General features: G+C 48.1%; 22 protein-coding genes and 1 tRNA gene. 3 read left to right on the top strand and 20 right to left on the bottom strand.

What is annotated here, in order from left to right; translation table 11 throughout:
• Positions 1-81: 81 nt before the first annotated feature.
• The 3 genes from H9L42_RS06050 to H9L42_RS06040 form a co-directional block, all read right to left on the bottom strand.
• Positions 82-1,731 carry a plasmid pRiA4b ORF-3 family protein gene (locus H9L42_RS06050; protein ID WP_187302492.1) on the bottom strand — a complete coding sequence of 550 codons (1,650 nt, stop codon included), beginning with the start codon at positions 1,729-1,731 and terminating at the stop codon, positions 82-84.
• A gap of 150 nt (positions 1,732-1,881) precedes the next feature.
• Positions 1,882-3,327, bottom strand: coding sequence for a basic amino acid/polyamine antiporter (locus H9L42_RS06045; protein WP_187302491.1), 1,446 nt, complete (start codon positions 3,325-3,327; stop codon positions 1,882-1,884).
• Positions 3,328-3,578: 251 nt separating this feature from the next.
• Positions 3,579-4,349, bottom strand: coding sequence for a dimethylarginine dimethylaminohydrolase family protein (locus H9L42_RS06040; RefSeq protein ID WP_187302490.1), 771 nt, complete (start codon positions 4,347-4,349; stop codon positions 3,579-3,581).
• A 135-nt stretch (positions 4,350-4,484) separates the two neighbouring features.
• On the opposite strand from H9L42_RS06040, the gene H9L42_RS06035 reads away from it, so the two are divergent.
• Positions 4,485-5,135 (top strand): GntR family transcriptional regulator, encoded by a 651-nt coding sequence (locus H9L42_RS06035; RefSeq protein WP_187302489.1) that lies wholly within the window; start codon positions 4,485-4,487, stop codon positions 5,133-5,135.
• A 9-nt stretch (positions 5,136-5,144) separates the two neighbouring features.
• Here the strand turns inward: H9L42_RS06035 and hypE are convergent, their stop codons facing one another.
• The 8 genes from hypE to H9L42_RS05995 form a co-directional block, all read right to left on the bottom strand.
• Positions 5,145-6,125, bottom strand: a complete 981-nt coding sequence (hypE, locus tag H9L42_RS06030) for a hydrogenase expression/formation protein HypE (RefSeq protein ID WP_187302488.1) — start codon at positions 6,123-6,125, stop codon at positions 5,145-5,147.
• Between the two features lie 15 nt (positions 6,126-6,140).
• Positions 6,141-7,175, bottom strand: coding sequence for a hydrogenase formation protein HypD (gene hypD, locus H9L42_RS06025; RefSeq protein ID WP_187302487.1), 1,035 nt, complete (start codon positions 7,173-7,175; stop codon positions 6,141-6,143).
• A gap of 4 nt (positions 7,176-7,179) precedes the next feature.
• Positions 7,180-7,389, bottom strand: a complete 210-nt coding sequence (locus tag H9L42_RS06020; RefSeq protein WP_187302486.1) for a HypC/HybG/HupF family hydrogenase formation chaperone — start codon at positions 7,387-7,389, stop codon at positions 7,180-7,182.
• A gap of 3 nt (positions 7,390-7,392) precedes the next feature.
• Positions 7,393-7,875 (bottom strand): YbaK/EbsC family protein, encoded by a 483-nt coding sequence (locus H9L42_RS06015; protein ID WP_187302485.1) that lies wholly within the window; start codon positions 7,873-7,875, stop codon positions 7,393-7,395.
• Entirely contained in the window at positions 7,865-10,060 is a 2,196-nt protein-coding gene (gene hypF / locus H9L42_RS06010) for a carbamoyltransferase HypF (RefSeq protein WP_187302484.1), read from the bottom strand. Before hypF ends, H9L42_RS06015 begins: the two co-directional genes overlap by 11 nt.
• Positions 10,047-10,745, bottom strand: coding sequence for a hydrogenase nickel incorporation protein HypB (hypB, locus tag H9L42_RS06005; RefSeq protein ID WP_187302483.1), 699 nt, complete (start codon positions 10,743-10,745; stop codon positions 10,047-10,049). Before hypB ends, hypF begins: the two co-directional genes overlap by 14 nt.
• 42 nt (positions 10,746-10,787) lie before the next feature.
• Positions 10,788-11,129, bottom strand: a complete 342-nt coding sequence (hypA, locus tag H9L42_RS06000; RefSeq protein ID WP_187302482.1) for a hydrogenase maturation nickel metallochaperone HypA — start codon at positions 11,127-11,129, stop codon at positions 10,788-10,790.
• 108 nt (positions 11,130-11,237) lie between these two features.
• On the bottom strand, positions 11,238-12,029 hold the full coding sequence (locus H9L42_RS05995; RefSeq protein ID WP_187302481.1) for a response regulator transcription factor: 792 nt from the start codon (positions 12,027-12,029) through the stop codon (positions 11,238-11,240).
• 120 nt (positions 12,030-12,149) lie between these two features.
• Between H9L42_RS05995 and speB the strand changes: the two genes are divergently transcribed.
• Both speB and H9L42_RS05985 read left to right on the top strand, forming a co-directional pair.
• Positions 12,150-13,037 carry an agmatinase gene (gene speB, locus H9L42_RS05990; protein WP_187302480.1) on the top strand — a complete coding sequence of 296 codons (888 nt, stop codon included), beginning with the start codon at positions 12,150-12,152 and terminating at the stop codon, positions 13,035-13,037.
• Positions 13,038-13,222: 185 nt separating this feature from the next.
• Positions 13,223-13,567, top strand: coding sequence for a helix-turn-helix domain-containing protein (locus H9L42_RS05985; protein ID WP_187302479.1), 345 nt, complete (start codon positions 13,223-13,225; stop codon positions 13,565-13,567).
• Positions 13,568-13,704: 137 nt separating this feature from the next.
• On the opposite strand, the gene nifJ is transcribed toward H9L42_RS05985, so the two are convergent.
• From nifJ to H9L42_RS05940, 9 genes are all read right to left on the bottom strand, one after another.
• Positions 13,705-17,229 (bottom strand): pyruvate:ferredoxin (flavodoxin) oxidoreductase, encoded by a 3,525-nt coding sequence (nifJ, locus tag H9L42_RS05980; RefSeq protein WP_187302478.1) that lies wholly within the window; start codon positions 17,227-17,229, stop codon positions 13,705-13,707.
• A gap of 360 nt (positions 17,230-17,589) precedes the next feature.
• Positions 17,590-18,783 carry an elongation factor Tu gene (tuf, locus tag H9L42_RS05975; protein WP_187302477.1) on the bottom strand — a complete coding sequence of 398 codons (1,194 nt, stop codon included), beginning with the start codon at positions 18,781-18,783 and terminating at the stop codon, positions 17,590-17,592.
• Positions 18,784-18,826: 43 nt separating this feature from the next.
• Positions 18,827-18,903 (bottom strand) — tRNA-Thr (locus H9L42_RS05970).
• A 73-nt stretch (positions 18,904-18,976) separates the two neighbouring features.
• Complete coding sequence (gene sigH / locus H9L42_RS05965; protein ID WP_187302476.1) at positions 18,977-19,588, bottom strand: RNA polymerase sporulation sigma factor SigH; 612 nt, start codon at positions 19,586-19,588, stop codon at positions 18,977-18,979.
• Positions 19,569-20,306, bottom strand: a complete 738-nt coding sequence (gene rlmB, locus H9L42_RS05960; RefSeq protein WP_187302475.1) for a 23S rRNA (guanosine(2251)-2'-O)-methyltransferase RlmB — start codon at positions 20,304-20,306, stop codon at positions 19,569-19,571. The genes sigH and rlmB overlap by 20 nt, the downstream gene beginning before the upstream one ends.
• A 1-nt stretch (position 20,307) precedes the next feature.
• Positions 20,308-20,793 carry a dihydrofolate reductase gene (locus H9L42_RS05955; protein ID WP_187302474.1) on the bottom strand — a complete coding sequence of 162 codons (486 nt, stop codon included), beginning with the start codon at positions 20,791-20,793 and terminating at the stop codon, positions 20,308-20,310.
• 9 nt (positions 20,794-20,802) lie between these two features.
• Complete coding sequence (gene thyA, locus H9L42_RS05950) at positions 20,803-21,633, bottom strand: thymidylate synthase (protein WP_187302473.1); 831 nt, start codon at positions 21,631-21,633, stop codon at positions 20,803-20,805.
• A 12-nt stretch (positions 21,634-21,645) separates the two neighbouring features.
• On the bottom strand, positions 21,646-21,864 hold the full coding sequence (locus H9L42_RS05945) for a hypothetical protein (RefSeq protein ID WP_187302472.1): 219 nt from the start codon (positions 21,862-21,864) through the stop codon (positions 21,646-21,648).
• Positions 21,812-22,237, bottom strand: coding sequence for a Mini-ribonuclease 3 (locus tag H9L42_RS05940; RefSeq protein WP_207734929.1), 426 nt, complete (start codon positions 22,235-22,237; stop codon positions 21,812-21,814). The genes H9L42_RS05945 and H9L42_RS05940 overlap by 53 nt, the downstream gene beginning before the upstream one ends.
• Positions 22,238-22,246 lie beyond the last annotated feature (9 nt).

Raw genomic sequence — 22,246 nt, 5'->3', positions numbered from 1 at the left:
ATCTTCGATATTATATCACAAGGGATTTTTCTCGTCAATAGGAAAAGAGCAATTGATCGAAATCTGTAAAATCAGAAAGAATTATTCCTTCTGCTGTCCCGGAAAAGGAATGATGTTGTCCGGGATCTCTCCGCCTTCTGTTCCCGAACTTTCCATACCTTTCATTTCATTGGGGGTAAACCCGCGGTTTGTCACCATTCTGGTACAGTTCCACGCGTCCATCAGAAGATCCGCCATCTGTATCATCTGCCTTTCCGTCGGTTCCGGCACCTGAAACTCTCCAAGAGTTTCGAAAACCGTATCGGGATCTCCACCCACATGGACAATCATCTGCAGTTCATGGCACAAAAATTCCGCGTCAAAATCCTTTAATCGCATTTCTTTTTTGAAAAAGCGCTCCACTGCCTTCCATGCCAACGGCTTTTCACAATAGTCCGGATCCGCGTAGCGCAGAAACGCTTCCTGCCGCGGTACGTAATAGGGTTTCCCCATCTGCTCCTGCAAAATAGCGTCGAAGATATCCCACTGAATCGCGCTGTCGCAAAGATACGCCAGACCGCACACTACGCATCGCTCTTCTTCATCCTCCTGCAGAGCCAGCACCGCGAACAGCTCCCCCTTCTCCAGCGGGGTTTCATTCTGACCATTAAAAATTTCAATCAATTTGTCTATCTCAACAATGCCGTACAGGTTGACTGCCGCCATACAGTAATCCAGAATCCGGCGGGCCCGCCGCCGCTTTTCTTCAAACACCGCTCGATTCATCCGTCTGTAACATTCTTTAATTTCTTTTGGAACAAAGAAAATAAGCTCTTCTGTAAGGAAAACATATCCCTTTTCCATAAAAAGACCGGCCTGCGCGTGCGCCTCCCGGGTCAACTCAAAAGCATACACGGGGTTCTCCTGAAGGGTTTCAAAGAACGCGAGCGATTCTTCCCGAATCGCGCAAAGCTTCCCGCTCATAGTGTCCGGATCAGTCAGAACTTCTGCCAGCCTATCCGCAAGTTCCTGCTTCCGCAAGCCGCTGTAGCCTTTCATCTCCCATTTTTTCCACAGCGCTTTCAGATCCGCCGCCCGGTAAGACATCAGAGATTCCGATAGATTTGGCAGCAGCTTCGGATCCACTGACAGAATATCCAGATCTCCATCGCAGAGCGCTTCCGGCAGTTTCGAAAACGCCTCTCCTCCATAAACTGCCTTAAGAAATTCATTGGTTCTTTCCAGATCAAATGGCTCCATTTCTTCCCTGTACATGTCCGCAAGTTCCTGCTCCACATCCGAAGGGCGCTCCATCAGTTCCATAAAAACCGCCGCTCCGCCGCAATCCTCCGGCGGACAGCTCCCTTCTCCCATAAGAATCCGCGGATAAACTTCCTTCGCTGCTTCTCTTTTTTCAATTTCCACCCTGTGCTCCCAGCTATCTCCCAGATCATAAATATAAAGAAAGTCTTTGTTGTTACAAAAGACCTCATCAATTTCCTGCCCGCCTCCGGTCATTCCCTGCTCTTCAAGGACAAAATCATCCGGTTCTTCCTCAGCTCCCTCGGGCGCTCCGGACACATGAAACCCTGAAGATGTTACCAGCGCGTAAAGATGGGTGCCCGACCAGCCCATAATATCGTTCAACATTGCCGCCATTCGGGAGAAAGAGATTCCTCCCGGAATAATCGCTCTTCTCCAGACCTGTGGGACAACATCTTCCAGCGAAATTTTGATTTGATATGCGTACATATGGTTTTACCTCTTTTCTCTTCCCTTGCTGCATTTATTATATGGGGTACCGACCCGTCCGGCAAGTGTCTGTTCAAAAAGAAACCGGAACCGAAAAAAGCATGCTTTCAGTTCCGGCTGTCCGGCCCCATAGTTCATGAACTTTAATTTCTAAAACATCTGAATCGTACCGTTTGCCATGAACATGATTGACAGAACAAACGCAACGACAACCACAACAACTGCAACTGTATCAACCACTCTTGGAAAAATTTTCTCTGCTTTCTGCCTTTGTGTATAGGCATAAAGCAAAATTCCCGGTCCAAACAGCACCGCGGAAGATAATACCGCCTGCCAGCCGCTGGCGTAAAGCATCCACGCTCCGTATACCGCGCCGATAACGGCGATGATCCATGTTCCTGCCTTCGCGCCGCCGCTGAGTCCCTCCAGCGTTTCACCCTTGAAGGTAATTTTCAGGCAATACAGCCCGGACAGGAAATACGGGAACATAATCATACTGGTGGAAAGAGAGTAACAGATCTGATAAGTAGAATCATTAAAATAAATAATGATCAGAAAGATCTGAATTACAACCGTTGACAGCAGCAGTGAGGTAACCGGGGTCCCCCGCTCGTTTACTCTAGCGAAAAACTTCGGAAAACACCCCTTTGACGCCGGCGCGTAAGCGCTGTCCACGCATAAAATCGTATAGGTAAACAGCGCGCCCGCTATGGATATGATCACCGCTACGTTCACCAGGGTCGCGCCCCAGCTGCCGACAACCGCTTCCAGCACTCCAGCCATAGAAGGAGTCGAAAGCTCCGCCAGTTCTTCCGTTGGAAGCACACCCATGCTCAGCACGGATATCATCATATACAGCGCCAGCATGCACAGAAAGCAGATTACGGTCGCTCTTCCCGCGTCCTTTGTCGTCTTCGCTCGCTGAGAAATTACAACCGCTCCTTCAATCCCGATGAAGATCCATACGGTGATAAAGGTGGTTCCCTTTACCTGTTCTATCAGCGTCATACCGGAACCCTCTCCGGTAAAGTTTGCCATAAACACATCGGGGTCAAAGGCTCTCGCGAAGATAATCGCCACCAGCAGTACCAAAATAGGCAGCAGTTTTGCCAGTACCACGATAACATTAATCGTCACAGCCTGATTGATTCCTCTTGAAATGAGGAAGGCCAGCACCCATACAATTACAGAAGCTGTAACGATTGAGGTTAAATTGTTTCCGGCTCCAAAGGCACCGGGGAAGAAATGCCCCAGTGAGGAAAACAGCATTGTAAGGAAAGAAATCTGCGCCAGAATCGCGCTGATCCAGTACCCCCAGGCAGAACAAAACCCGATAAACTCGCCAAACCCTTCTCTCGCGTAAGTGTAAAGCCCGCTAGTAAGCTGCGGTTTTACAATACTGAGCCGGAAATAACAAAGACACAAGGAAAGCATTCCGACGCCGGTAATTCCCCATCCAATCAGCGATGCCAGAGGATACGCCCCCGCAGCCGCGAAATCTCCGGGAATCGCAAAAGCGCCGCTGGCCAGAATCAGCCCGATACCGAACATGGTCAGCCTCAGCGTGCCGAGCCCCTTTTCTTTTGGATTTTCCATAATAATTCACGTCCTTCTTTTATTCATTTAATAAAGGTATAATTGCCTGTCAGTTGAGAGCCGCAAAACGACAAGGGCCGGACGCTTTTAAAGCCGCTCTTTCACTCTGACAGTTTCATTATATTCGACAGGCAGTTACCTGTCAATATTTTCCTCATCTTTGGATAAATTATACACAAAACACACAAAAAAAGGAAAAACCCGTATCCATGTTCTAAGGATACAGGTTTTTGGCTCTTCTTGCTTGTCTCTTAGAAACGCAGCGACAGGCAGCTCAGTCCACCGTCCAGCTTTCTGTATTCGGAAGTATCTACCAGCAGAACTTCATATCCCGCGTCTTTTACTGCCTTCTCTACAGCCGGATATCCTTCCGGTACAATTACTTTGTCGTTTACCCAGATACAGTTGGCAGCATATGCTTCCTCTTCCGGAATTACAATTTTATTGTATTTCGCGAAATCCGGCTTATCAATAAATTCACCGGATACCAGCATGTTATTGTTCTCAATGTAGTTTACTCCGGTCTTCAGATGAAGCACTTTTTCAAGAGGAACTTCGGAGCCGCTGAGTCCGTGCTTTTCCAGAATCGCGATAAACTGTTTGATGCCCTCTTCATTGGTTCTCGCGGAACGCCCCACATAGAAATGGTCACCCACCATCATAACGTCGCCGCCTTCTAACGTTCCCGGAGCCTTGATATATTCGATCTTGTCTTCCGGGAAGAATTTTCTTACGGCGCCGATAATTTCATCCTTTTCTCCGTTTCTGGACGGAGCTCCCGGATTTGTAATGATTGCGCATTTTCTTGTGATAACTGCCGGATCTTCCACAAAGCAGGAATCCGGATAGCGTTCGTCCGCTTCCAGAACCGTTACTTCCACGCCGCACTTTTTCAGAGCCGCGATATAGTCATCATGCTGTTTCAGCGCCAGTTCATAATCGGGCTTTCCAAGTTCCGGGGCAGATGTGATTCCGTCTACCATAGCTTTGCACGGTCTTCTTACGATTACATTTTTGAACATTGTCGATTACCTCCCTCTTCGGTTTCCTGAATATTATTAAATATATAATATATTATATTTTATATTCTGTCAACATTGCCTTTCCACTGATTTAATGATATCATAATCTTACTATTCGTAAAGAGGTTCGAATCTATGTATAAATTTTTATCATTAAAGGATCATGTCTATCAGTATATCGCGGAACAAATTTCCAAGGAAGAACTGGTTCCCGGCGAAAAAATCAACGAGAATGAAATCTGCCGGGAGCTGAGTATCAGCCGCACGCCGGTTCGGGAAGCTCTGATCCAGCTTTCCAGCGAAGGCGTTTTAGAAAACGTTCCCAGAAAAGGATTTATCATCAAGCAGATGAAAGAGACCGAGGCCCGCCAGCTTTATGAAGTGATCGGCGTACTGGACGGCCTGGCCGCGCAGCTTGCCTGTCCGAAACTTACGGAAAAGCACTTGAAGGATATGGCCTTTTACATTGACAGTATGGAGCTCGCCATCAATTCCGGCAATTATGAAATGTACTACAAACAGCAGGAAATCTTTCACGGCATTTATCTGCAGGAATGTGGAAATGACGTTCTCATCGGCGTACTGTCACAGCTGAAAAACAAATTTGTTTCCAAAACATACGCCCTTTCTACAGACAGCGAAGATAAAGAAGTTCTGCGTACGACCAATTCCGAGCATCGTGTGATTCTGGACTTGTTTTACAAAAAAGATTCCAGCGGGCTGCTGAAATATCTTCAGGAAACCCACTGGAATCCGGAACTGGCCTGCACGGAAGTTACCGAATAGCCCCGCGCGTCAGCAGATGCGCGGCAGGCCTTCACCGTAAAGCACGTCCAGCACGCGGCTCGCGCCCAGCCTTGTTGTAAGGAAAGTTCCATTCCCTTCTTTTATCTCTCCTATGATCGCCGCGTCCTTTCCATGTTCCGTCCCGCGCATAAGCTCCAGCGCTTTTTCCGCCTGCGCCGCAGGTACGACAGCGACCATTTTTCCTTCATTTCCCATATACAGCGGATCCAGTCCCAGAATATCCGCAAATCCGCGTACTTCATCGCTGACCGGTATGGATTCTTCCGAAAGCTCGATCCTGCAGCGGGAAGTATCCGCGATTTCATTGAGGATCGTTCCCAATCCGCCCCTTGTTACGTCCCGCATCGTGCGCACTTCGATTCCCGCGCCGAAAAGCGCCTCGGTGATATCCTTCAGGCATCCGCAGTCACTGTGAATTTCGTTGTCAATTTCCATACGGGCGCTGAGGATACAGGCGTGATGATCCCCCAGATTTCCGGACAAAAGAATTTTATCGCCTGCCCTGCAGTTTGCGGCGCTTACATCTCTGCCTTCGGGAATCAGGCCGATTCCGGTGGTATTGATATAGAGACCTCCGCTTCCTTCGACTACTTTTGTATCCCCCGCCGCGATAAGGACTCCCGCTTCCCGCGCCTGCGCCGCCATTGAGCGGACGATTTGGTCGAGAAGATCGATATCCAGCCCCTCTTCCATAATAAAGCCGCAGGTCAGGTACTTCGGTTCGGCCCCCATCATCAGCAGATCGTTAACCGTTCCGCAGACACACAGCTTCCCAATGTCGCCGCCTTTAAACACCAGGGGTGTCACCACAAAAGAGTCCGTGCTGAAAGCTGCCTTTCCGTGAAGTTCCAGGACTGCCGCGTCCTCCATTTTATCGAGAATGGGATTTTTAAAATGTTTTCCAAAAACTGATTCCATGAGTTCCGCCGAGGTACGTCCTCCGCTCCCATGGGCCATCGTAATTTTCATGGGTTCCTCCAATTTCTATTTATTCCGGTACCAGATTCCGCAGGCCCCTTCCGCCGATACCATGCACGGACCAAAGGGGTTCATAGGGCTGCACTGGGTTTTAAACATCGGACACTGATCCGGATTGATCCTGCCTACAATGACATCCCCGCACCGGCACCCTTCCGGAAGCTTCATATCCTGCACCAGCCCCCTGCTTCCTCCGTCATAAGAAGAATCTTTCAGATACAGGCCGGAATTTTCAATCATTCCCAGCCCCCTCCACATGGCGGGCCCCGGTTCGAAATAAGTCTTCAGTACATCCAGCGCTTTCTGGTTTCCTGCCGTATGAACCGCGTTTGTATACAGGTTTTTTACCTTTGCTTCTTTTTTCTCAATCTGTCTTACCAGATCGTAAATAACCGCCAGAATATGTTCCGCCTCAAAGCCGGCAATCACAAAGGGCTTTTTGTATTCCCGAGCCAAAGCTTCATACGGTTTGCTTCCGATAATCACACTCACATGTCCCGGGCAGATGAATCCGTCAATGTCCATCTGATTTTCACAGATCCACCGCAGAGCCGGAATTACGGTTTTCAAGGCTGTCACCAGACGAATATTCCGGATTCCTTTCTCTACAGCCTGCTGCATCATCAGCGCATAGGAAGGAGCGGTAGTTTCAAAGCCGACCGCGGCTACCACCCACGTTATATCCGGGTGTCTTTCCGCTTTTTCAACCGCTTCAAAAGGAGAGTACATCAGCTCCACTTTCGCGCCTTTTCCCTTCATGTCGGAAAGGCTTCCTTCTGTTCCCGGCACCTTCATCATATCGCCAAAAGTCAGCAATACATGATTTTCCTGCATCGCATAGCGGATGCACTGATCGATATAGGCCGTCGGCGTAACGCATACCGGGCATCCCGGTCCGGAAATCAGTGTAATTTTCGGAGAAATCAGGCTGCGGATTCCATTTTTGAAAATACTGCTTGTATGGGTGCCGCAGACTTCCATCAGCTTGATGGGGGGCCCGTCATAGGCCTTCAGATAATCGATTACATTCTGAATATCCACCTCTTTATGCCTCCAGTTCCGCAAACAGCTCAATAATTTCTTCCGCCTTGTCCTTTTCCATCACTTCAATGGCGCATCCGGCATGAACCAGAACATACTGACCCGGCTGCGGATCTACAAGACCCACATTTACATTCACTGTATTTCCTTTAAAATCCACTTGTGCCATTGTTCCCTCTACAGAAAGAACTTTTCCTGGTATCGCAACACACATATTTTATTCCTCCTCCGGTATCTTGCAGACGTCGATCCACGAAAGCGAACCAGAATGCTGATACAGTTCCTCACAGGTCAGTTCAATGGCGCTGTTAGCGCTGCCGCAGGCCGGAAAAACCGTATCAAACCGCCGCAAAGATACGTCCGCGTAAATTTTCACATCTTTATTTTCAATAGCAAAGGCGCAGATCCCCCCTACCGCGTGTCCGGTAAGCGCGAGGGCGTCTTCCGGGGAAAGCATCTTTGCCTTAAATCCAAACTGCTTTTTAAACTTTCCGTTATTCACCTTCGCGTCTCCAGCTGCCTGAATCAGCACGCATCCGCCTTCCGGATCCACGAAAGACAGGGTTTTGCAGATTCTTGCCGGAATTACGCCCACCGCTTTAGCGGCTAGTTCCACCGTCGCGCTGGAAACATCGAATTCCTGAATCCGCTCTTCCATCCCCTGCTTTCTGAAATATTCTCTTACTTTTTCAATCGCCATAACCCGCCTCCTTCTTTTTCAACGCGATATAGGCCTGTCCCAGGGCAATGCCACCGTCATTTGGACTTACCGAAATATTATAATAGGGAGAAAATCCATGTTTTCGCAAAAGCTCCAGGCTTTCCTCCATGAGAATCTTATTCTGGAAGACTCCACCTGTCAAAGCGACCTGGGAAACGCCCCGCTCTTTTCGGATTTCTTCACAGGTGTTTAAAATCAGTTTTGCAATCCGGTGATGAAAGTCTCGTGCCAGTTTACCTGCCCTGCCCGGAGCTGGATCCGCCGCCGCGTCTTCCAGCATAATGGCGCACTGCCCTTCATAATCGTTTCGATCTTTGATTCCCAAAAGCGCCGCCACCCCATCGAAGAGACGTCCCATACTGGAGCTTTGAATGGTATTGATTCCGGCGCTTATGGCTTTTCTCGCCAATTCTTCACCCTGCCAGCTTCGCTCTTTTTGAGTGCCGGCAAATTCCATAATCTCCGACAGATCCACTGCCAGCCCTTCTTTCTCATCCGCGTATCCGTTTTCCCAGGCGACAAGATAGCTTACCGCGGATTTCCAGCCTTCTTTCATAGAGGAATCACCTCCCAGCATCTTCACATACCGCAGATGGTCAATCCGCTCGAATTCGCCGCCCTCACACAGAAGGAACTCGCCGCCCCAGATAGCGCCGTCTGTTCCGTATCCGGTACCGTCAAAGCTGACTCCGATGACCGGTCCTTTCAGATCATGCTCCGCCATAACCGAAGCCACATGAGCATGATGATGCTGGACCCTCAGCAGGGGCAATCCCGTCTTTTCCCCATAGGCTGTCGTATAATACAAGGGGTGCAGATCGCATACCGCAAGCTGAGGCTGTATCCGAAACAAACCGCCCATCCGATCTATCTGTTCTTCATAAATTCGCTGATTTTCCACACTGTCCATATCGCCGAAATACTGACTCATATAGACAAAAGGCCCCTTCGTCAGGGCAAAGGAATTTTTCAGCTGTCCTCCGACAGCCAAAATCTGTCCGTCAAAATCCGTATTTACATAGAGCGGTACCGGCGCGTACCCCTTGGATCTGCGGATCATCTGCGGCTGCCCATCGATAACTCTGGCCACCGAATCATCGACCCGCACCTGAATCCGCCGCTTATTGGAAATGCTCCCTTTAATCAAAGGCTGCCGCCTCATCATGGCCTCCATCTCTTCGTCATCCTTGATAATCGGCATTTCCGAAAGATTGGCGCTGGTTACAATCAGCGGGCTGATTTGATCCAACAACAGGTACTGGGCTCCCATACTCGGCAGGAAGGAGCCGATGAACCGGCTCCTGTTGATTTCCTTTGAATCGGACGGCCTGTGTTCTAAAAGGAGAATCGGCCTTGCCGATGAAGAAAGCAGACGCTCTTCGGTTTCGGAAACATAACAGAATTCCCGAATCTGCTGCAGATCTCGAAACATGACCGCAAAAGGTTTCTGTTCTCTCTTTTTAATCTCCCGCAGCTTTTCCACCGCCCGGTCGTTTAAAGGATCGCAGAGCAGATTGTATCCGCCCATGCTTTTAAAGGCGATGACTTCTCCTGCCTTCAAAAGCGCGGCTCCCTCTTCCACCGACATGCTCAGAACCGGTCCGCAGTTGTGGCAGGAAATGGTCTGGGCATGGTATCTGCGGTCGTGAAGATTCGTATATTCCCCCTCACAAAAATCACACATCGGAAAGTCGATCATGGTCGTATTGTCCCTGTCGTAAGGAATCCGATCGATAATCGTATAGCGGGGTCCGCAAATCATACAACTGATAAACGGGTGGCGGTACCGGGGATTGTCCGGGTCCCGCAGTTCCTTCTGACATTGAGGGCAGATGGCCAGATCCGCCGGAATCATAGCTGCCTCGTCATCTCCGTAGCCGCTGTCTAAAATCGTAAAGCCTGAAAATTCCTGTACCGGCTGACGGCTCCTTTTGATATGGACGATTTCCGCCGGTGCCGGCTTTTCCTCTTCAATGGTCCGAACAAACGCGTCTATCTGCCGCGGTTCGTCGGTCACTGTAATTTCTACAAGTCCTCCGATATTGAGGACTTCTCCCTTCATTCCCAGGCGATCCGCGATCTTAGCCACAAAGGGGCGGAATCCAACTCCCTGGACAATTCCCCACAGTTTGATTTTCTCCGTTACAAGCTTATTTGTGCTCATGGTGGTGATGGTGATGTTCCTTTATTTCCAGCTTTCCTGCCCGCTGCATAAGCCAATTCGCCACATCTTCAAAGCCTTCGCCCGTCTTTCCGGACACTTTGAAAACCGGCACGTCTTTATTGAGGGCTCTCACGCCTTTCATAAAGAACTCCTCGTCAAAATCCAGATATGGCATCAAATCCACTTTGTTCAAAATAATCAGATCCGCTTTTTCAAAGGCCAGCGGATATTTGTAAGGTTTGTCGCTGCCTTCGGTTACCGTGGAAACCAGCATCATCACATGCTCCCCGATGCTGAACTCCGCCGGACACACCAGGTTGCCGATATTTTCAATGAAGAGGATTCCCCTTTCATCAAAATTCATATGGTCCACCATATGATCGATCATCGGCGCGTCCAGATGGCAGGCGCCGTAAGTATTGATCTGATGGGTATCAATCCCCAGGTTCTTCAGATCCTGCGTATCCAGATCCGATTCAATATCCCCCTCAATGACATAAGGTTTAAATCCCTTTAAATGTTTAAAAATATTTTTTAAAGTCGTGGTCTTCCCCACTCCCGGCGCTCCCATTTCGTTGACAGCCAGGATTCCATGGGCAGCCAGATGCTCGTTTATATGTTCCGCAATATGATCGTTTTCGTCCAGAATTCCTTCCATTACATCAATTTTTCTGACGTCATGCATACTGTTTTTTCCTCCCGTTTCTTGCGTTTTTATTGCTTTCTATTATTCTACCTCAATACTGTCGATATAAAACTCTTTTCCAATATCTGTCGGTTCACCGTCTGTCCCGCACTGCGGACAGGCAAAGGACATCATCTTTTTTTCAAAAAGGCATCCGCAGGACGGGCATTTAAGCTTGGGTTTGACATGAACAATTTCCACCTCCGCTCCTTCGCACAGAGTGCCCTCCGCAATCAAGTCGAAATACATATGGACCGAATCACCCACATAGCCGGAATAATCGCCGATTACCAGCTTTACTTTCGTTACTTTTTCCGCCTCCGCTTCTCTGCAGTGCTTTTCCGCGATTTTTACAATCTGCTCCGTAATTGGATACTCGTGCATTTCCCATTTTCCTTCCCGCAAAATATTACCCTATTATTATAGTAGTTTTCGTCCGGATATACAAACTCTTTTTTCCTTGCCGCAAAGCCCTTGCAATGTGCAGAGCTTCTATCCGAGCAGCGGACTGGCAATCCCCTTTTCCATCAGCAGACGAAAAAGCTGCGTCCGTGACTTTACTCCTGTCTTTCCAAAAATATCAGCCACTTGACTTTTTACCGTATTCTGAGATATCCCGCGTGCTTCGGCAATTTCTCCATTGCTGCAGCCTTGCAAAATCAGGCAAAGAACATCCATCTCCTTTCTGGTAATGCCATACTGATATTTCAAAATTCGCACGGCTTCATTCCGCTCTTTTTCTTCTTTTTCCTCCTGCCCCAATACATTTTGCAGATGCGGCATCAGTTTTTCCAGAATATAAAGATCCCGATCCGTAAAATCTCCGTTTTTTTCACTCTTATACAGTGTGACCGCGCCTTTCAGCTTCTCTCCTCCAATGATACTAATGCCCGCTACGCTTCCCAAGTCGTATTTCGCAAGATAATCTCTGTAAAAAAGGGATTCCTTTCTCACCTTGTCGTCAATCAGATCCGATTCTCGGTACACCATGGATTTAGGATGCGTGAAAATCCAACTCACGTAATCCAGCTTGTAGTATCCCAACTGATAAAGCTCCGCTAATCCTTTCTCCCTCTGCTTGTCAAACCGACTTACAACTACCGGATCTTCCAGACGGTAGGGTTCTTCGTCCTGCTGCGCCGCCAGAGAGAAATCCGCTAGTTCAAATGAAATCAGTGTCATCAGGCGGCTGAGAAATGCCCGGCGCATAGAATCTTTGTTTCTCGTTCCATACAGCGCCACCGCCATTTCATTGATAATTTCCCATTCTCGATTCTCAATCATTCTTCGCTTTTTCATACTTTTAGGTGAAATAACTTTACATTTTTCATACTTTTTACTGTTTATTTAACGATATAACAAAACTATAATATTGTCAAATGTATCTGTAACAGGGAGGTAATTATGAACGAATATTGGAGAGAAATTTCTACAGACAACTGCGAAGAAGCAGATTTATGTATTCTTGGCATTCCTTTTGACGGGGCGGCCAGCGTTGGAAAAGGCGCTGCTCTGGCGCCAGACGCAGTCCGTGTCTGCACCAAGGTGCTTCCTCCGGTAAACAGCACCGGCCTGCGTTTCCCTGAAATCCGCGTGTTCGATCAGGGAGATGTCGCGTTTTCTTTAGACTGGAAGGCATTTTTTCAGGAAGTGGAAGACGAAGCTTTTTCTCTGCTCAACTCAGGGAAGTTCTGTCTGTTCATCGGAGGCGATCATTCTGTAACAATCCCGCTGGCAAACGCTTTTGCCCGTAAATATGAAGGAGAAAAAATCGGTTTCATCCATTTTGACTCTCATCCGGATCTCTGCGACGAATATGAAGGCAGCCGCTGGTCTCACGCCTGCCCTTTGCGCCGAGTCTTAGAAGATCATATTTCACCACGGGATCTTGCCCAAATCGGAATCCGCTCTTACGAAAGTGAAGAAATCGATCTTTACAGGGAGCATCCTGAACTCTTAGTCATTAAAGCTTATGATATATTTAAAAACGGATATCAAGAGGCGATTAACCGGATTGTATCCCACTTTAAAGGATACGACGCCCTCTATCTCACTTTGGATATCGATGTACTGGATCCTGCTTTCGCGCCAGGGACAGGAACACCGGAAGCCGGGGGACTTTCATCCCGGGAACTCTTGGAAATCCTGAATCAACTAATGGAACAACTTCCTATAAAAGCTATGGATCTAGTGGAAATTTCGCCATCTCTCGACACAACAAATCAGATCACGTCTTGGGCCGGCGCCAAAATTATCTATGAAATATTAGGGCAGCTTCATAAGAAAAAATAAGGCCACATCCTTTTCTTTTTGGGAAACCCGTGGGAAATTAATAAACGATGCGTCTTTCCTCCCGCCTTTTATACTCTATTTTTACGGTGATGTGCCCCTGCCGGAATAATAGTACAAGATTCCACTTTAACAAGCTGTATTTTTGGGTTCATCTCCCGTATCATTGTAGAAGGGAGTGATGATTTGTGACATTACAGAAAAACCTGTCGAACACGATGAATGCCCTGCGCGTAAGCCGCAGGCAGTCGATTGCTGAATTCTCCGAGGAACTGGGAATCTCCCGCTCTTCGATGCAAGAGTTGCTGAAAGGGAACGGGAATCCCAGAATGGATACAATAGAACATATTGCAGCCAGGCTCCAGATGGATCCAGCGGCTCTGCTGTCCTGCTCCTTTTCCCAAGGACAGATGGAAACCGCGCTGCTGCTTCTTCAGGCAATTGATACGTTCTCCGCCCTCTCTGATGAAAAAAGAAAACGAGCCGCAGCATTGCTGCAAGAACTAATTCTCATAATAGGACCGGAAGAATGATCAAAAGATACGGCAGGACCGCATAATACCGCTCCACCCCATATAACAAAGAACCCGCAAGGCTCTTGCGGGTTCTTCGCTGGTATTATTGTAGAAAGGAATTGTTTCCTTTTTCTGTATTACCACAATGGCACAAGTTACTCTGCCATCTTCTTATAACTCTCATAACGCTCTTTAGCGTTTTCTTCTGTAAGCGCGAACAGTTTATCCGCAACATCCGGGAATTCTTTGGCAAGGGATGAATAACGAATCTGATCCATGATGAAGGAACGGAAATCAGCCGTCGGTTCTTTGGAATCCAAAGTAAACGGATTCTGACCCTTCTTCTTCAGTTCCGGATTATAGCGATACAGGTGCCAGTATCCTGCTTCTACCGCGTCTTTAATGTTCTCCTGGGACTTGCCCATTCCCTTCTTCAAGCCATGGTTAATACATGGCGCATAGGCAATAATCAGAGATGGGCCATCATACGCTTCCGCTTCCAGCATTGCCTTCATCAGCTGATTCTTATCTGCTCCCATTCCAACCTGCGCTACATATACATAGCCGTAGGACATGGCCATCATGCCCAGATCCTTCTTCTTAATACGCTTTCCGGAAGCCGCAAATTTCGCGATTGCCGCTGTCGGAGTCGCCTTGGACGCCTGGCCTCCTGTGTTGGAGTATACTTCGGTATCAAATACCAGAATGTTAATATTTTCACCGGAAGCAAGAACATGGTCTAACCCGCCATATCCGATATCGTAGGCCCAGCCGTCTCCACCCAGTGCCCAGATAGACTTCTTCACCAGATAGTCCTTTAAGTCCATAATTCGAGCACACAGCGCCCGTACGACCGTATCATCCGTCCTCAGGTTCTGGATCGCTTCTACCACTTTATCACTCTTTGCTCTGGACTCTTTGCCGTCATCTTTGAATTCCAGCCATTCTTCCATCGCTTCTTTCAGCGTTTCGTCCACATCCAGTTCCAGCAGCGCTCTCATATTATGTTCGATTTTTTCCCTGTGCTGTTTACTCGCCAGCGCCATACCATATCCGTATTCGGCGTTATCTTCAAACAGCGAATTTGCCCATGCCGGACCTCTTCCGTTTTCGTCTTTGCAGTATGGCATAGACGGTGCGGACGCGCCCCAGATAGAGGAGCAGCCTGTCGCGTTAGCGATCAGCATCCGATCCCCAAAGAGCTGGGTCGCCAACTTAATATATGGTGTTTCACCGCAGCCTGCGCATGCGCCAGAGAACTCAATATATGGTTTCGCGAACTGGCTGCCCTTAACGGTATCCGGAGAAATCCGGTCGTCTTTTCTCGGCAGTTCAATTCCGTAGTTCCAGTTTTCAGATTCTTTGATTTCCTCCGCGTAAGGCTTCATGACCAGAGCTTTTTCTTTAGACGGACAGATATCCGCGCAGTTTCCGCAGCCCAAGCAGTCCAAAGGAGAAATCTGCATCCTGTACTGCAGCCCCTCCAGTCCTTTTCCCTTTGCGTCCGCAGTTACAAATCCAAACGGAGCGGCCGCTTTTTCTTCCTCTGTCAGCAACATTGGACGAATCGCCGCATGAGGACATACGAAGGAACACTGATTGCACTGGATACATTTTTCCGCATCCCATTCCGGCAGGTTAATCGCGACGCCGCGCTTCTCATAAGCAGCTGTTCCGGACGGGAAGGTTCCGTCTTCCCTTCCGCTGAAGGCGCTGACCGGAAGGTCATCGCCCTCCTGGCGGTTCATCGGAATCAAAATTTCCTCGATGAACTCCGGCAGCTCTTCATATTTTTCTTTCGGATCTTCCGCATTTGCCCAGCTGTCCGGCACGTTAATCTTCTTAATCGCGGAAACACCCATATCAACAGCCTTGCAGTTCATATCTACAATTTTCTGGCCTTTTTTCTTATAAGTCTTATCGATTCCTTCTTTCAGGTATTTGATGGCATCATCAACCGGCATAACTTCCGCCAGTTTGAAGAAGGCTGCCTGCATTACCATGTTGATTCGGCTTCCCAGTCCAACTTCACCCGCGATCTTCCACGCGTCAATGATGTAGAAGTTAATATTCTTCTTTGCCAGATCCCGTTTTACTTTTGCCGGCAGCTTTTCTCCGATTTCCTTTTCGGAATACATGCAGTTCAGCAAGAAGGTTCCGCCTTTTTTCAAATCCTTCAGCATATCATACTGGCGCAGATAAGCCTGATTGTGGCAAGCTACAAAATCCGCCTGGTTAATCAGGTATGTAGACTGAATCGGATGTTCCCCGAACCGCAGATGGGAAACTGTCAGACCTCCGGATTTCTTAGAGTCATACGCAAAATATCCCTGCGCGTACAAGTTGGTCTTATCTCCGATGATCTTAATCGCAGTTTTGTTCGCGCCAACAGTACCGTCGGAACCCAGACCCCAGAATTTACATTTGATTGTACCTTCCGGTTCTCTGGCGATGCCTTCTGTATATGGAAGGGATGTGCCCGTCACATCATCCTCAATTCCGATTGTAAAATGATCTTTTGGCTTTTTATGATACAGATTGTCGTAAATAGCATGCACCATGCCTGGAGTCGTATCCTTGGAACCCAATCCGTATCTTCCTCCATATACTTCCGGCGCGTTTCTCTGCCCGTACAACATCGTCTTTACGTCCTGGTAAAGCGGTTCGCCCAGAGCGCCCGGTTCTTTTGTCCGATCCAGAACCGCGATTCTCTCGACCGTCTTTGGCAGAACGTCCATAAAATATTTCTTCACGAAAGGACGGTAAAGCCTTACTTTGATCAGTCCGACTCTGTGTCCTTCGGAAATCAGCTTGTTCATGGTTTCTTCGATGGTTTCACATACAGAACCCATAGCTACGATAACATTTTCCGCATCTGGAGCGCCTACGTAGTCAAAAGGCTTATAGCTTCTTCCTGTCAGTTCGCTGACTTTATTCATATATTCCACTACGATTTCCGGAATCGCTTCGTAGTATTTATTGGCGGCTTCTCTTCCCTGGAAAAAGATATCCGGATTCTGAGCAGTTCCCCGAATTACCGGATGTTCCGGATTCAGCGCTCTATCCCGGAATTCCTGTACGGCGTCCCAATCCACCAGCTTTTTAAAATCATCATAAGCGAACACTTCGATCTTCTGAATTTCATGTGACGTCCGGAATCCATCGAAGAAATGAAGGAATGGAACCCTACCTTTGATAGCTGCCAGATGTGCGATTCCTCCCAAATCCATAACTTCCTGAACGGAACCGGAAGCAAGCATCGCAAAACCAGTCTGGCGGCAAGCCATAACGTCCGAATGGTCCCCGAAAATACAAAGCGCATGGGTCGAAACGCTTCTGGCCGCTACGTGGAAAACGCCTGGCAGAAGTTCTCCTGCAATTTTATACATGTTCGGAATCATCAGCAGAAGGCCCTGAGAAGCCGTAAAGGTTGTCGACAGCGCGCCTGCCGCAAGAGAGCCGTGTACCGCGCCTGCCGCGCCAGCTTCGGACTGCATCTCCGCAACTTTTACTGTCTGCCCGAAAATATTCTTTCTTCCATAAGCTGCCCATTCATCTACGACTTCAGCCATTGTAGATGACGGAGTAATTGGATAGATGGAAGCAACATCGGTGAACGCATAGGATACATGCGCCGCCGCGGTATTGCCATCCATTGTTTTCATTCTTCTCTGTGTCATTTTTCCCTCCAAACAATAGTACCACTATTTTATCACAATATACCGTATATTTTACCTTAATCCTCTGGAAACGTCAAGGTTGTACGAAAAGTTATACAAAATACACAAAAAAACTTAATTGCCATCAACCGTAGTTTTTCCATGGCTTCCAAGAAAAAATAAGAAAGAGTCCTTCGTAAAATCTCCCTTATTTCATAAAAAAAGCATCCACAGACACTCGTAAATTTATTCAAGAAAAAGCAGAAACATACGGACAAAAAGAGCAAACTTATGTCTATGTTTCGATTCCATATCTCTACTAGCAAAACAGGCAGGCCGCCTGGCCTGCCCGAATTTCTCTTTTCTCTTCTGTAATCCGAATTACTCGATGATTCCGGATACTACTCCGGATCCTACCGTTCTTCCGCCTTCACGAATCGCGAATCTCAGTCCTTCTTCGATGGCGATCGGGGTGATCAGAGAGATCGTCATGGAGATGTTATCTCCAGGCATGCACATCTCTGTTCCTTCCGGCAGCTGCAGATCTCCTGTTACATCGGTTGTCCGGAAGTAGAACTGCGGTCTGTATCCGTTAAAGAACGGCGTATGTCTTCCGCCTTCTTCCTTCTTCAGTACGTATACTTCTCCCGTGAACTTTGTATGCGGATGAATCGTTCCCGGCGCCGCCAGTACCTGTCCTCTTTCGATTTCATCTCTCTGCACGCCTCTCAGCAGCGCTCCGATGTTATCTCCTGTTTCCGCTACATCCAGCAGTTTACGGAACATTTCGATTCCCGTTACAACGACCTTTCTCTTTTCGTCTGTCAGTCCTACGATTTCTACTTCTTCTCCGACTTTCAGGCTTCCTCTTTCCACTCTTCCGGTCGCTACCGTTCCACGGCCTGTGATGGAGAATACGTCCTCTACCGGCATGATGAACGGCTTGTCGTTATCTCTCTGCGGTTCCGGAATGTAGCTGTCTACCGCTTCCATCAGTTCGATGATCTTATCTCCCCACGGTCCTTCCGGATTGTTCAGCGCTTCCAGCGCGGATCCGCGGATGATCGGCGTGTCGTCTCCCGGGAATTCATATTCGTCCAGCAGCTCTCTTACTTCCATTTCTACCAGATCCAGCAGTTCTTCGTCGTCTACCATGTCGCATTTGTTCAGGAATACGATGATATACGGTACCCCTACCTGTCTGGACAGCAGAATGTGTTCTCTTGTCTGCGGCATCGGTCCGTCTGTCGCCGCTACTACCAGGATCGCTCCGTCCATCTGCGCCGCTCCTGTGATCATGTTCTTTACATAGTCCGCGTGTCCCGGGCAGTCTACGTGCGCGTAGTGTCTGTTCGGTGTTTCATATTCTACGTGCGCAGTCGCGATCGTGATTCCTCTTTCTTTTTCTTCCGGAGCCTTGTCGATCTGGTCGAACGCTACTTTTTCTCCCAGCTGATATCTCTGCTGCAGCGTAGTTGTGATTGCCGCTGTCAGCGTAGTCTTTCCGTGGTCTACGTGACCAATGGTTCCGATATTAATATGCGGTTTCGTTCTTTCAAACTTTTCCTTTGCCATTTTTCAATTTCCCTCCTAAAATGTATCTTCCCTTAAAAAAAATTGGAGCTGTTGAGCAGACTTGAACTGCCGAACCTCTTCCTTACCAAGGAAGCGCTCTACCACCTGAGCTACAACAGCACACCGATTAATTCCTATAGTACTATATTTTAGACCCTGTGTCAACAAAATAACGTTTCAAATTATACAATTATTAGGACAGCCAGGTTATAATTTTTTTCTTTGTTCTCTGCATAGCATTATCTACTGCTTTTGTGCTTTTTCCCAGGTCTTCCGCAATCTGTCGATAGCTCTTTCCCTGCAGATATTCGTTCCAGACCTGCAATTCAAAAGCGCTGAACAGATTCCCCTCGTTGCTGCGGATCATTTTCGCCACATCCTTTAACATCAGCTGAGCCTCCGGTTCTGAATTGCTGTCCGACCGAAGTGTTTCTTCCAGAGTTCCCTCCGGATCCTCATCCGACAGAGGTCGGTTCAGGGATACGGAAGTGTTAAGCGGGGAGTGCTTTCTCCTGCTTGCCTGGCGAATCGCTGTTAAAATCTGACGGTTGATACAGAGTTCCGCAAAGGTATGAAAAGAAGTCTCCCTTCTGGCGTCATAGCTCCGAATTGCCTTAAAAAGGCCGATCATTCCCTCTTGGACAACATCTTCCCCATCTGCGCCCATAATGAAGTAAAGCTGCGATCGGGTACGCACCACTTCTTTATATTTTCGTATCAAATATTCTTCCGCGTCCAGGCTTCCATTTTGCGCCTGCTTTGCCAATTGTTCGTCTGTCAGACCATCATAACGCTTGTCTTTCACGCTGTCTTACCACCTCATACATTAAAATCGCCGCCGCGTTCGACGCATTAAGAGATGTAATCTTTCCTTTCATAGGGATGGATACCACAAAATCACACTTTTCCCGAACCAGCCTGCTAATTCCTGTCCCCTCACTTCCGATTACCACAGCCAGGCTTCCCGTCAGGTCCTGCTCCGTATAAGCCTTTCCCCCCATATCGCAGGCAGCCACCCACATTCCCCGTTCTTTCAGCTGATCAATGGCCTGTCCGATATTGGAGACTCTGGCGCACAGCATATATTCCACCGCGCCTGCCGATGCCTTTGCCACCGTCTCTGTAATGCCCGCAGAACGTCTCTTGGGAATTACAATCCCATGAGCGCCGCAACACTCCGCGGTTCGCATAACCGCTCCCAGGTTGTGGGGATCTTCCAATCCATCAAGAATCATGATAAAGGGATCTTCCCCCCGCTCTTCGGCCCGGCGCAAAATATCATCCAGCGTGCAGTAAGTATACTCCGACACCTGGGCAATAACGCCCTGATGACTGTTCCTGCCCGCTATACGATCTAGCGCCGCTTTTTCCCGATACTGGATCGGTATTTTTTTGTCCTTGGCCATTCCTGTAATTTTCCGGATGGAACCTTCCGCGCCTTTAGCGACAATCAGCTTTTCAATTTCCCGATCGCTTTTCAGCGCTTCCAACACAGCGTTTCTGCCTGTAATCATATCTGCCATTTTAGTTCCTCACATATTGAAAGGATTGATAACGAATTCCCTTTTCCTCCTGGACTTCGCTCTCCCACACAATAGAAAATTCTCCGCCTTCATCCAGATTCGGAAAGGAACGATCTGCGGGAAATGCCGCGTAAATCTTGGTCAGAAAAACCGTATCACAATCCGCGAGAAATTCTCGGTAGATAGATTCTCCGCCGGCGACAAATACTTCTTCCCCAGCTTCTCCAAGAAGCTCCAGCACATCTTTTTTAGAGTGGCAGATGCTGCAGCCCTCCGCGCTGTAATCCTTCTGCTTTGTAAGTACAATGTTTCTCCTTCCGGGAAGCGGCTTTTTTCCGGGAAAAGATTCCAGCGTTTTTCTTCCCATAACAATCGTTTTTCCATAAGTCCGTTCTTTAAAGTACTTCAGCTCGCCGGACAGATGCACCAGCAGTCCTCCGTCCCGTCCAATTTTCCAATTTTCATCCACTACTACAATCGCGTTCATGCCATTCTCCTAAATTGCTACCGGAATATTTTTAATTTGAGGATTCTTCTTATAATCCTCAATTCGAATATCATCCACTGTAAAATCGTAAAAATTCCGGATTTCCGGATTGAGAGAAAATTTAGGAGCCGGGTATTGCGGACGCTCCAGCATTTCCCGTATAAGCGGCACATGACGGTCGTAAATATGCGCATCCGCGATAACATGTACCAATTCGCCCGGAATCAGACCGGATACCTGCGCAAACATATGGAGCAGTACCGAATACTGGACTACATTCCAGTTATTTGCAGTTAAAATATCCTGGGATCTCTGATTGAGAATCGCATTCAATCTGTTTCCTGTCACATTAAACGTCATACTGTAAGCACAGGGTTCTAACCCCATCTCGGATAAGTCGGCGAAGTTGTAGATATTGGTCATAATCCTTCTGGAATACGGAGTATGGGAAAGCTGCCAGAGAACATTGTCCACCTGATCCATTTCCCCATGAGGAAATTTATATTTCACTCCCAGCTGATATCCGTAAGCTTTCCCGATGGACCCGGTTTCGTCCGCCCATTCGTCCCAGATATGACTGTTTAAATCTCGGATATTATTGGACTTTTTCTGCCAGATCCAAAGAATTTCATCCACAGCCGATTTAATCGCTGTAGGGCGCAGTGTCAGCGCCGGAAATTCCTCCTGAAGATCATAACGGTTGACCACGCCAAAGCTCTTGATCGTATGAGCCGGAGTTCCATCCGCCCATCTGGCTCGTACACTCTGCCCTTCTGAGGAGTATCCATCCTTCAGAATTCTTTCACACATTGTTACAAATAATTTATCCGCCCTGCTCATCACTTCCTCCTTTTAAAAAACGACATATCGAAAGAAAATACCGATCAGCCCCAGTATAATGACAGTTAGATACAGCTTTTCCGTAGGACTCCAGTTTTTCAATCCCTTTTCCTTTTTTTCTTGTTCTTTCTGCCGCTCACGGTTTTCTCTCGTATATTGGGTATTCGTTTTATAATAATCACCGATGACATCCCGCGCTCTGTTGCGGACTTTCCGCTTTTTCGCTGTCATATCCTGCTCCATTCTCACTTATGACGGTAAGCGCCCGATCAATAAACCATTCCATGCGTTCCCTATCGCCAGTCAGATACAGATATCCAACAAAGGCCTCAAACGCTGTTGAAAGCTTGTAGGTGACCGGAGCCGCGTGCTTCGGCTTTGACGTAATCCGCCGATTTCGCGCCCGGCGAACCAGGGACTGTTCTTCTTCAGTCAGTTCCGGCATAATTGCTTTCAGTGCCTTGGCCTGTCCTTCGGCGCAGACAAATTTAATAGCAAGGCGGTGAAGTCGATCCGCATGCTGCTGACCGCTTTTCATCACAAAACCGCGAACTGCCACCTCATAGACCGCGTCTCCCAAATAAGCCAGCGCGGTTGTATTCATTCTCTTTAC

The organism is Zhenpiania hominis (assembly GCF_014333425.1).
Taxonomy (GTDB): domain Bacteria; phylum Bacillota; class Clostridia; order Peptostreptococcales; family Anaerovoracaceae; genus Hominibacterium; species Hominibacterium hominis.
Note: the sequence above shows the minus strand (reverse complement) of the source record. Positions and strands in the feature narration are given on the sequence as shown.

What these genes read in the sequence shown, in the direction of transcription:
- tuf (WP_187302477.1), bottom strand. Translation starts at nt 18,783, where the DNA reads ATGGCAAAGGAAAAGTTTGAAAGAACGAAACCGCATATTAATATCGGA.
- H9L42_RS06020 (WP_187302486.1), bottom strand. Translation starts at nt 7,389, where the DNA reads ATGTGTGTTGCGATACCAGGAAAAGTTCTTTCTGTAGAGGGAACAATG.
- nifJ (WP_187302478.1), bottom strand. Translation starts at nt 17,229, where the DNA reads ATGACACAGAGAAGAATGAAAACAATGGATGGCAATACCGCGGCGGCG.
- rlmB (WP_187302475.1), bottom strand. Translation starts at nt 20,306, where the DNA reads ATGGCAGATATGATTACAGGCAGAAACGCTGTGTTGGAAGCGCTGAAA.
- H9L42_RS06015 (WP_187302485.1), bottom strand. Translation starts at nt 7,875, where the DNA reads ATGGCGATTGAAAAAGTAAGAGAATATTTCAGAAAGCAGGGGATGGAA.
- hypF (WP_187302484.1), bottom strand. Translation starts at nt 10,060, where the DNA reads ATGAGCACAAATAAGCTTGTAACGGAGAAAATCAAACTGTGGGGAATT.
- thyA (WP_187302473.1), bottom strand. Translation starts at nt 21,633, where the DNA reads ATGAGCAGGGCGGATAAATTATTTGTAACAATGTGTGAAAGAATTCTG.
- hypE (WP_187302488.1), bottom strand. Translation starts at nt 6,125, where the DNA reads ATGAAAATTACGATGGCCCATGGGAGCGGAGGACGTACCTCGGCGGAA.
- H9L42_RS06050 (WP_187302492.1), bottom strand. Translation starts at nt 1,731, where the DNA reads ATGTACGCATATCAAATCAAAATTTCGCTGGAAGATGTTGTCCCACAG.
- hypA (WP_187302482.1), bottom strand. Translation starts at nt 11,129, where the DNA reads ATGCACGAGTATCCAATTACGGAGCAGATTGTAAAAATCGCGGAAAAG.
- H9L42_RS06040 (WP_187302490.1), bottom strand. Translation starts at nt 4,349, where the DNA reads ATGTTCAAAAATGTAATCGTAAGAAGACCGTGCAAAGCTATGGTAGAC.
- H9L42_RS05995 (WP_187302481.1), bottom strand. Translation starts at nt 12,029, where the DNA reads ATGATTGAGAATCGAGAATGGGAAATTATCAATGAAATGGCGGTGGCG.
- H9L42_RS05940 (WP_207734929.1), bottom strand. Translation starts at nt 22,237, where the DNA reads ATGAATACAACCGCGCTGGCTTATTTGGGAGACGCGGTCTATGAGGTG.
- speB (WP_187302480.1), top strand. Translation starts at nt 12,150, where the DNA reads ATGAACGAATATTGGAGAGAAATTTCTACAGACAACTGCGAAGAAGCA.
- H9L42_RS06045 (WP_187302491.1), bottom strand. Translation starts at nt 3,327, where the DNA reads ATGGAAAATCCAAAAGAAAAGGGGCTCGGCACGCTGAGGCTGACCATG.
- hypB (WP_187302483.1), bottom strand. Translation starts at nt 10,745, where the DNA reads ATGCATGACGTCAGAAAAATTGATGTAATGGAAGGAATTCTGGACGAA.
- H9L42_RS06035 (WP_187302489.1), top strand. Translation starts at nt 4,485, where the DNA reads ATGTATAAATTTTTATCATTAAAGGATCATGTCTATCAGTATATCGCG.
- H9L42_RS05945 (WP_187302472.1), bottom strand. Translation starts at nt 21,864, where the DNA reads ATGACAGCGAAAAAGCGGAAAGTCCGCAACAGAGCGCGGGATGTCATC.
- H9L42_RS05955 (WP_187302474.1), bottom strand. Translation starts at nt 20,793, where the DNA reads ATGAACGCGATTGTAGTAGTGGATGAAAATTGGAAAATTGGACGGGAC.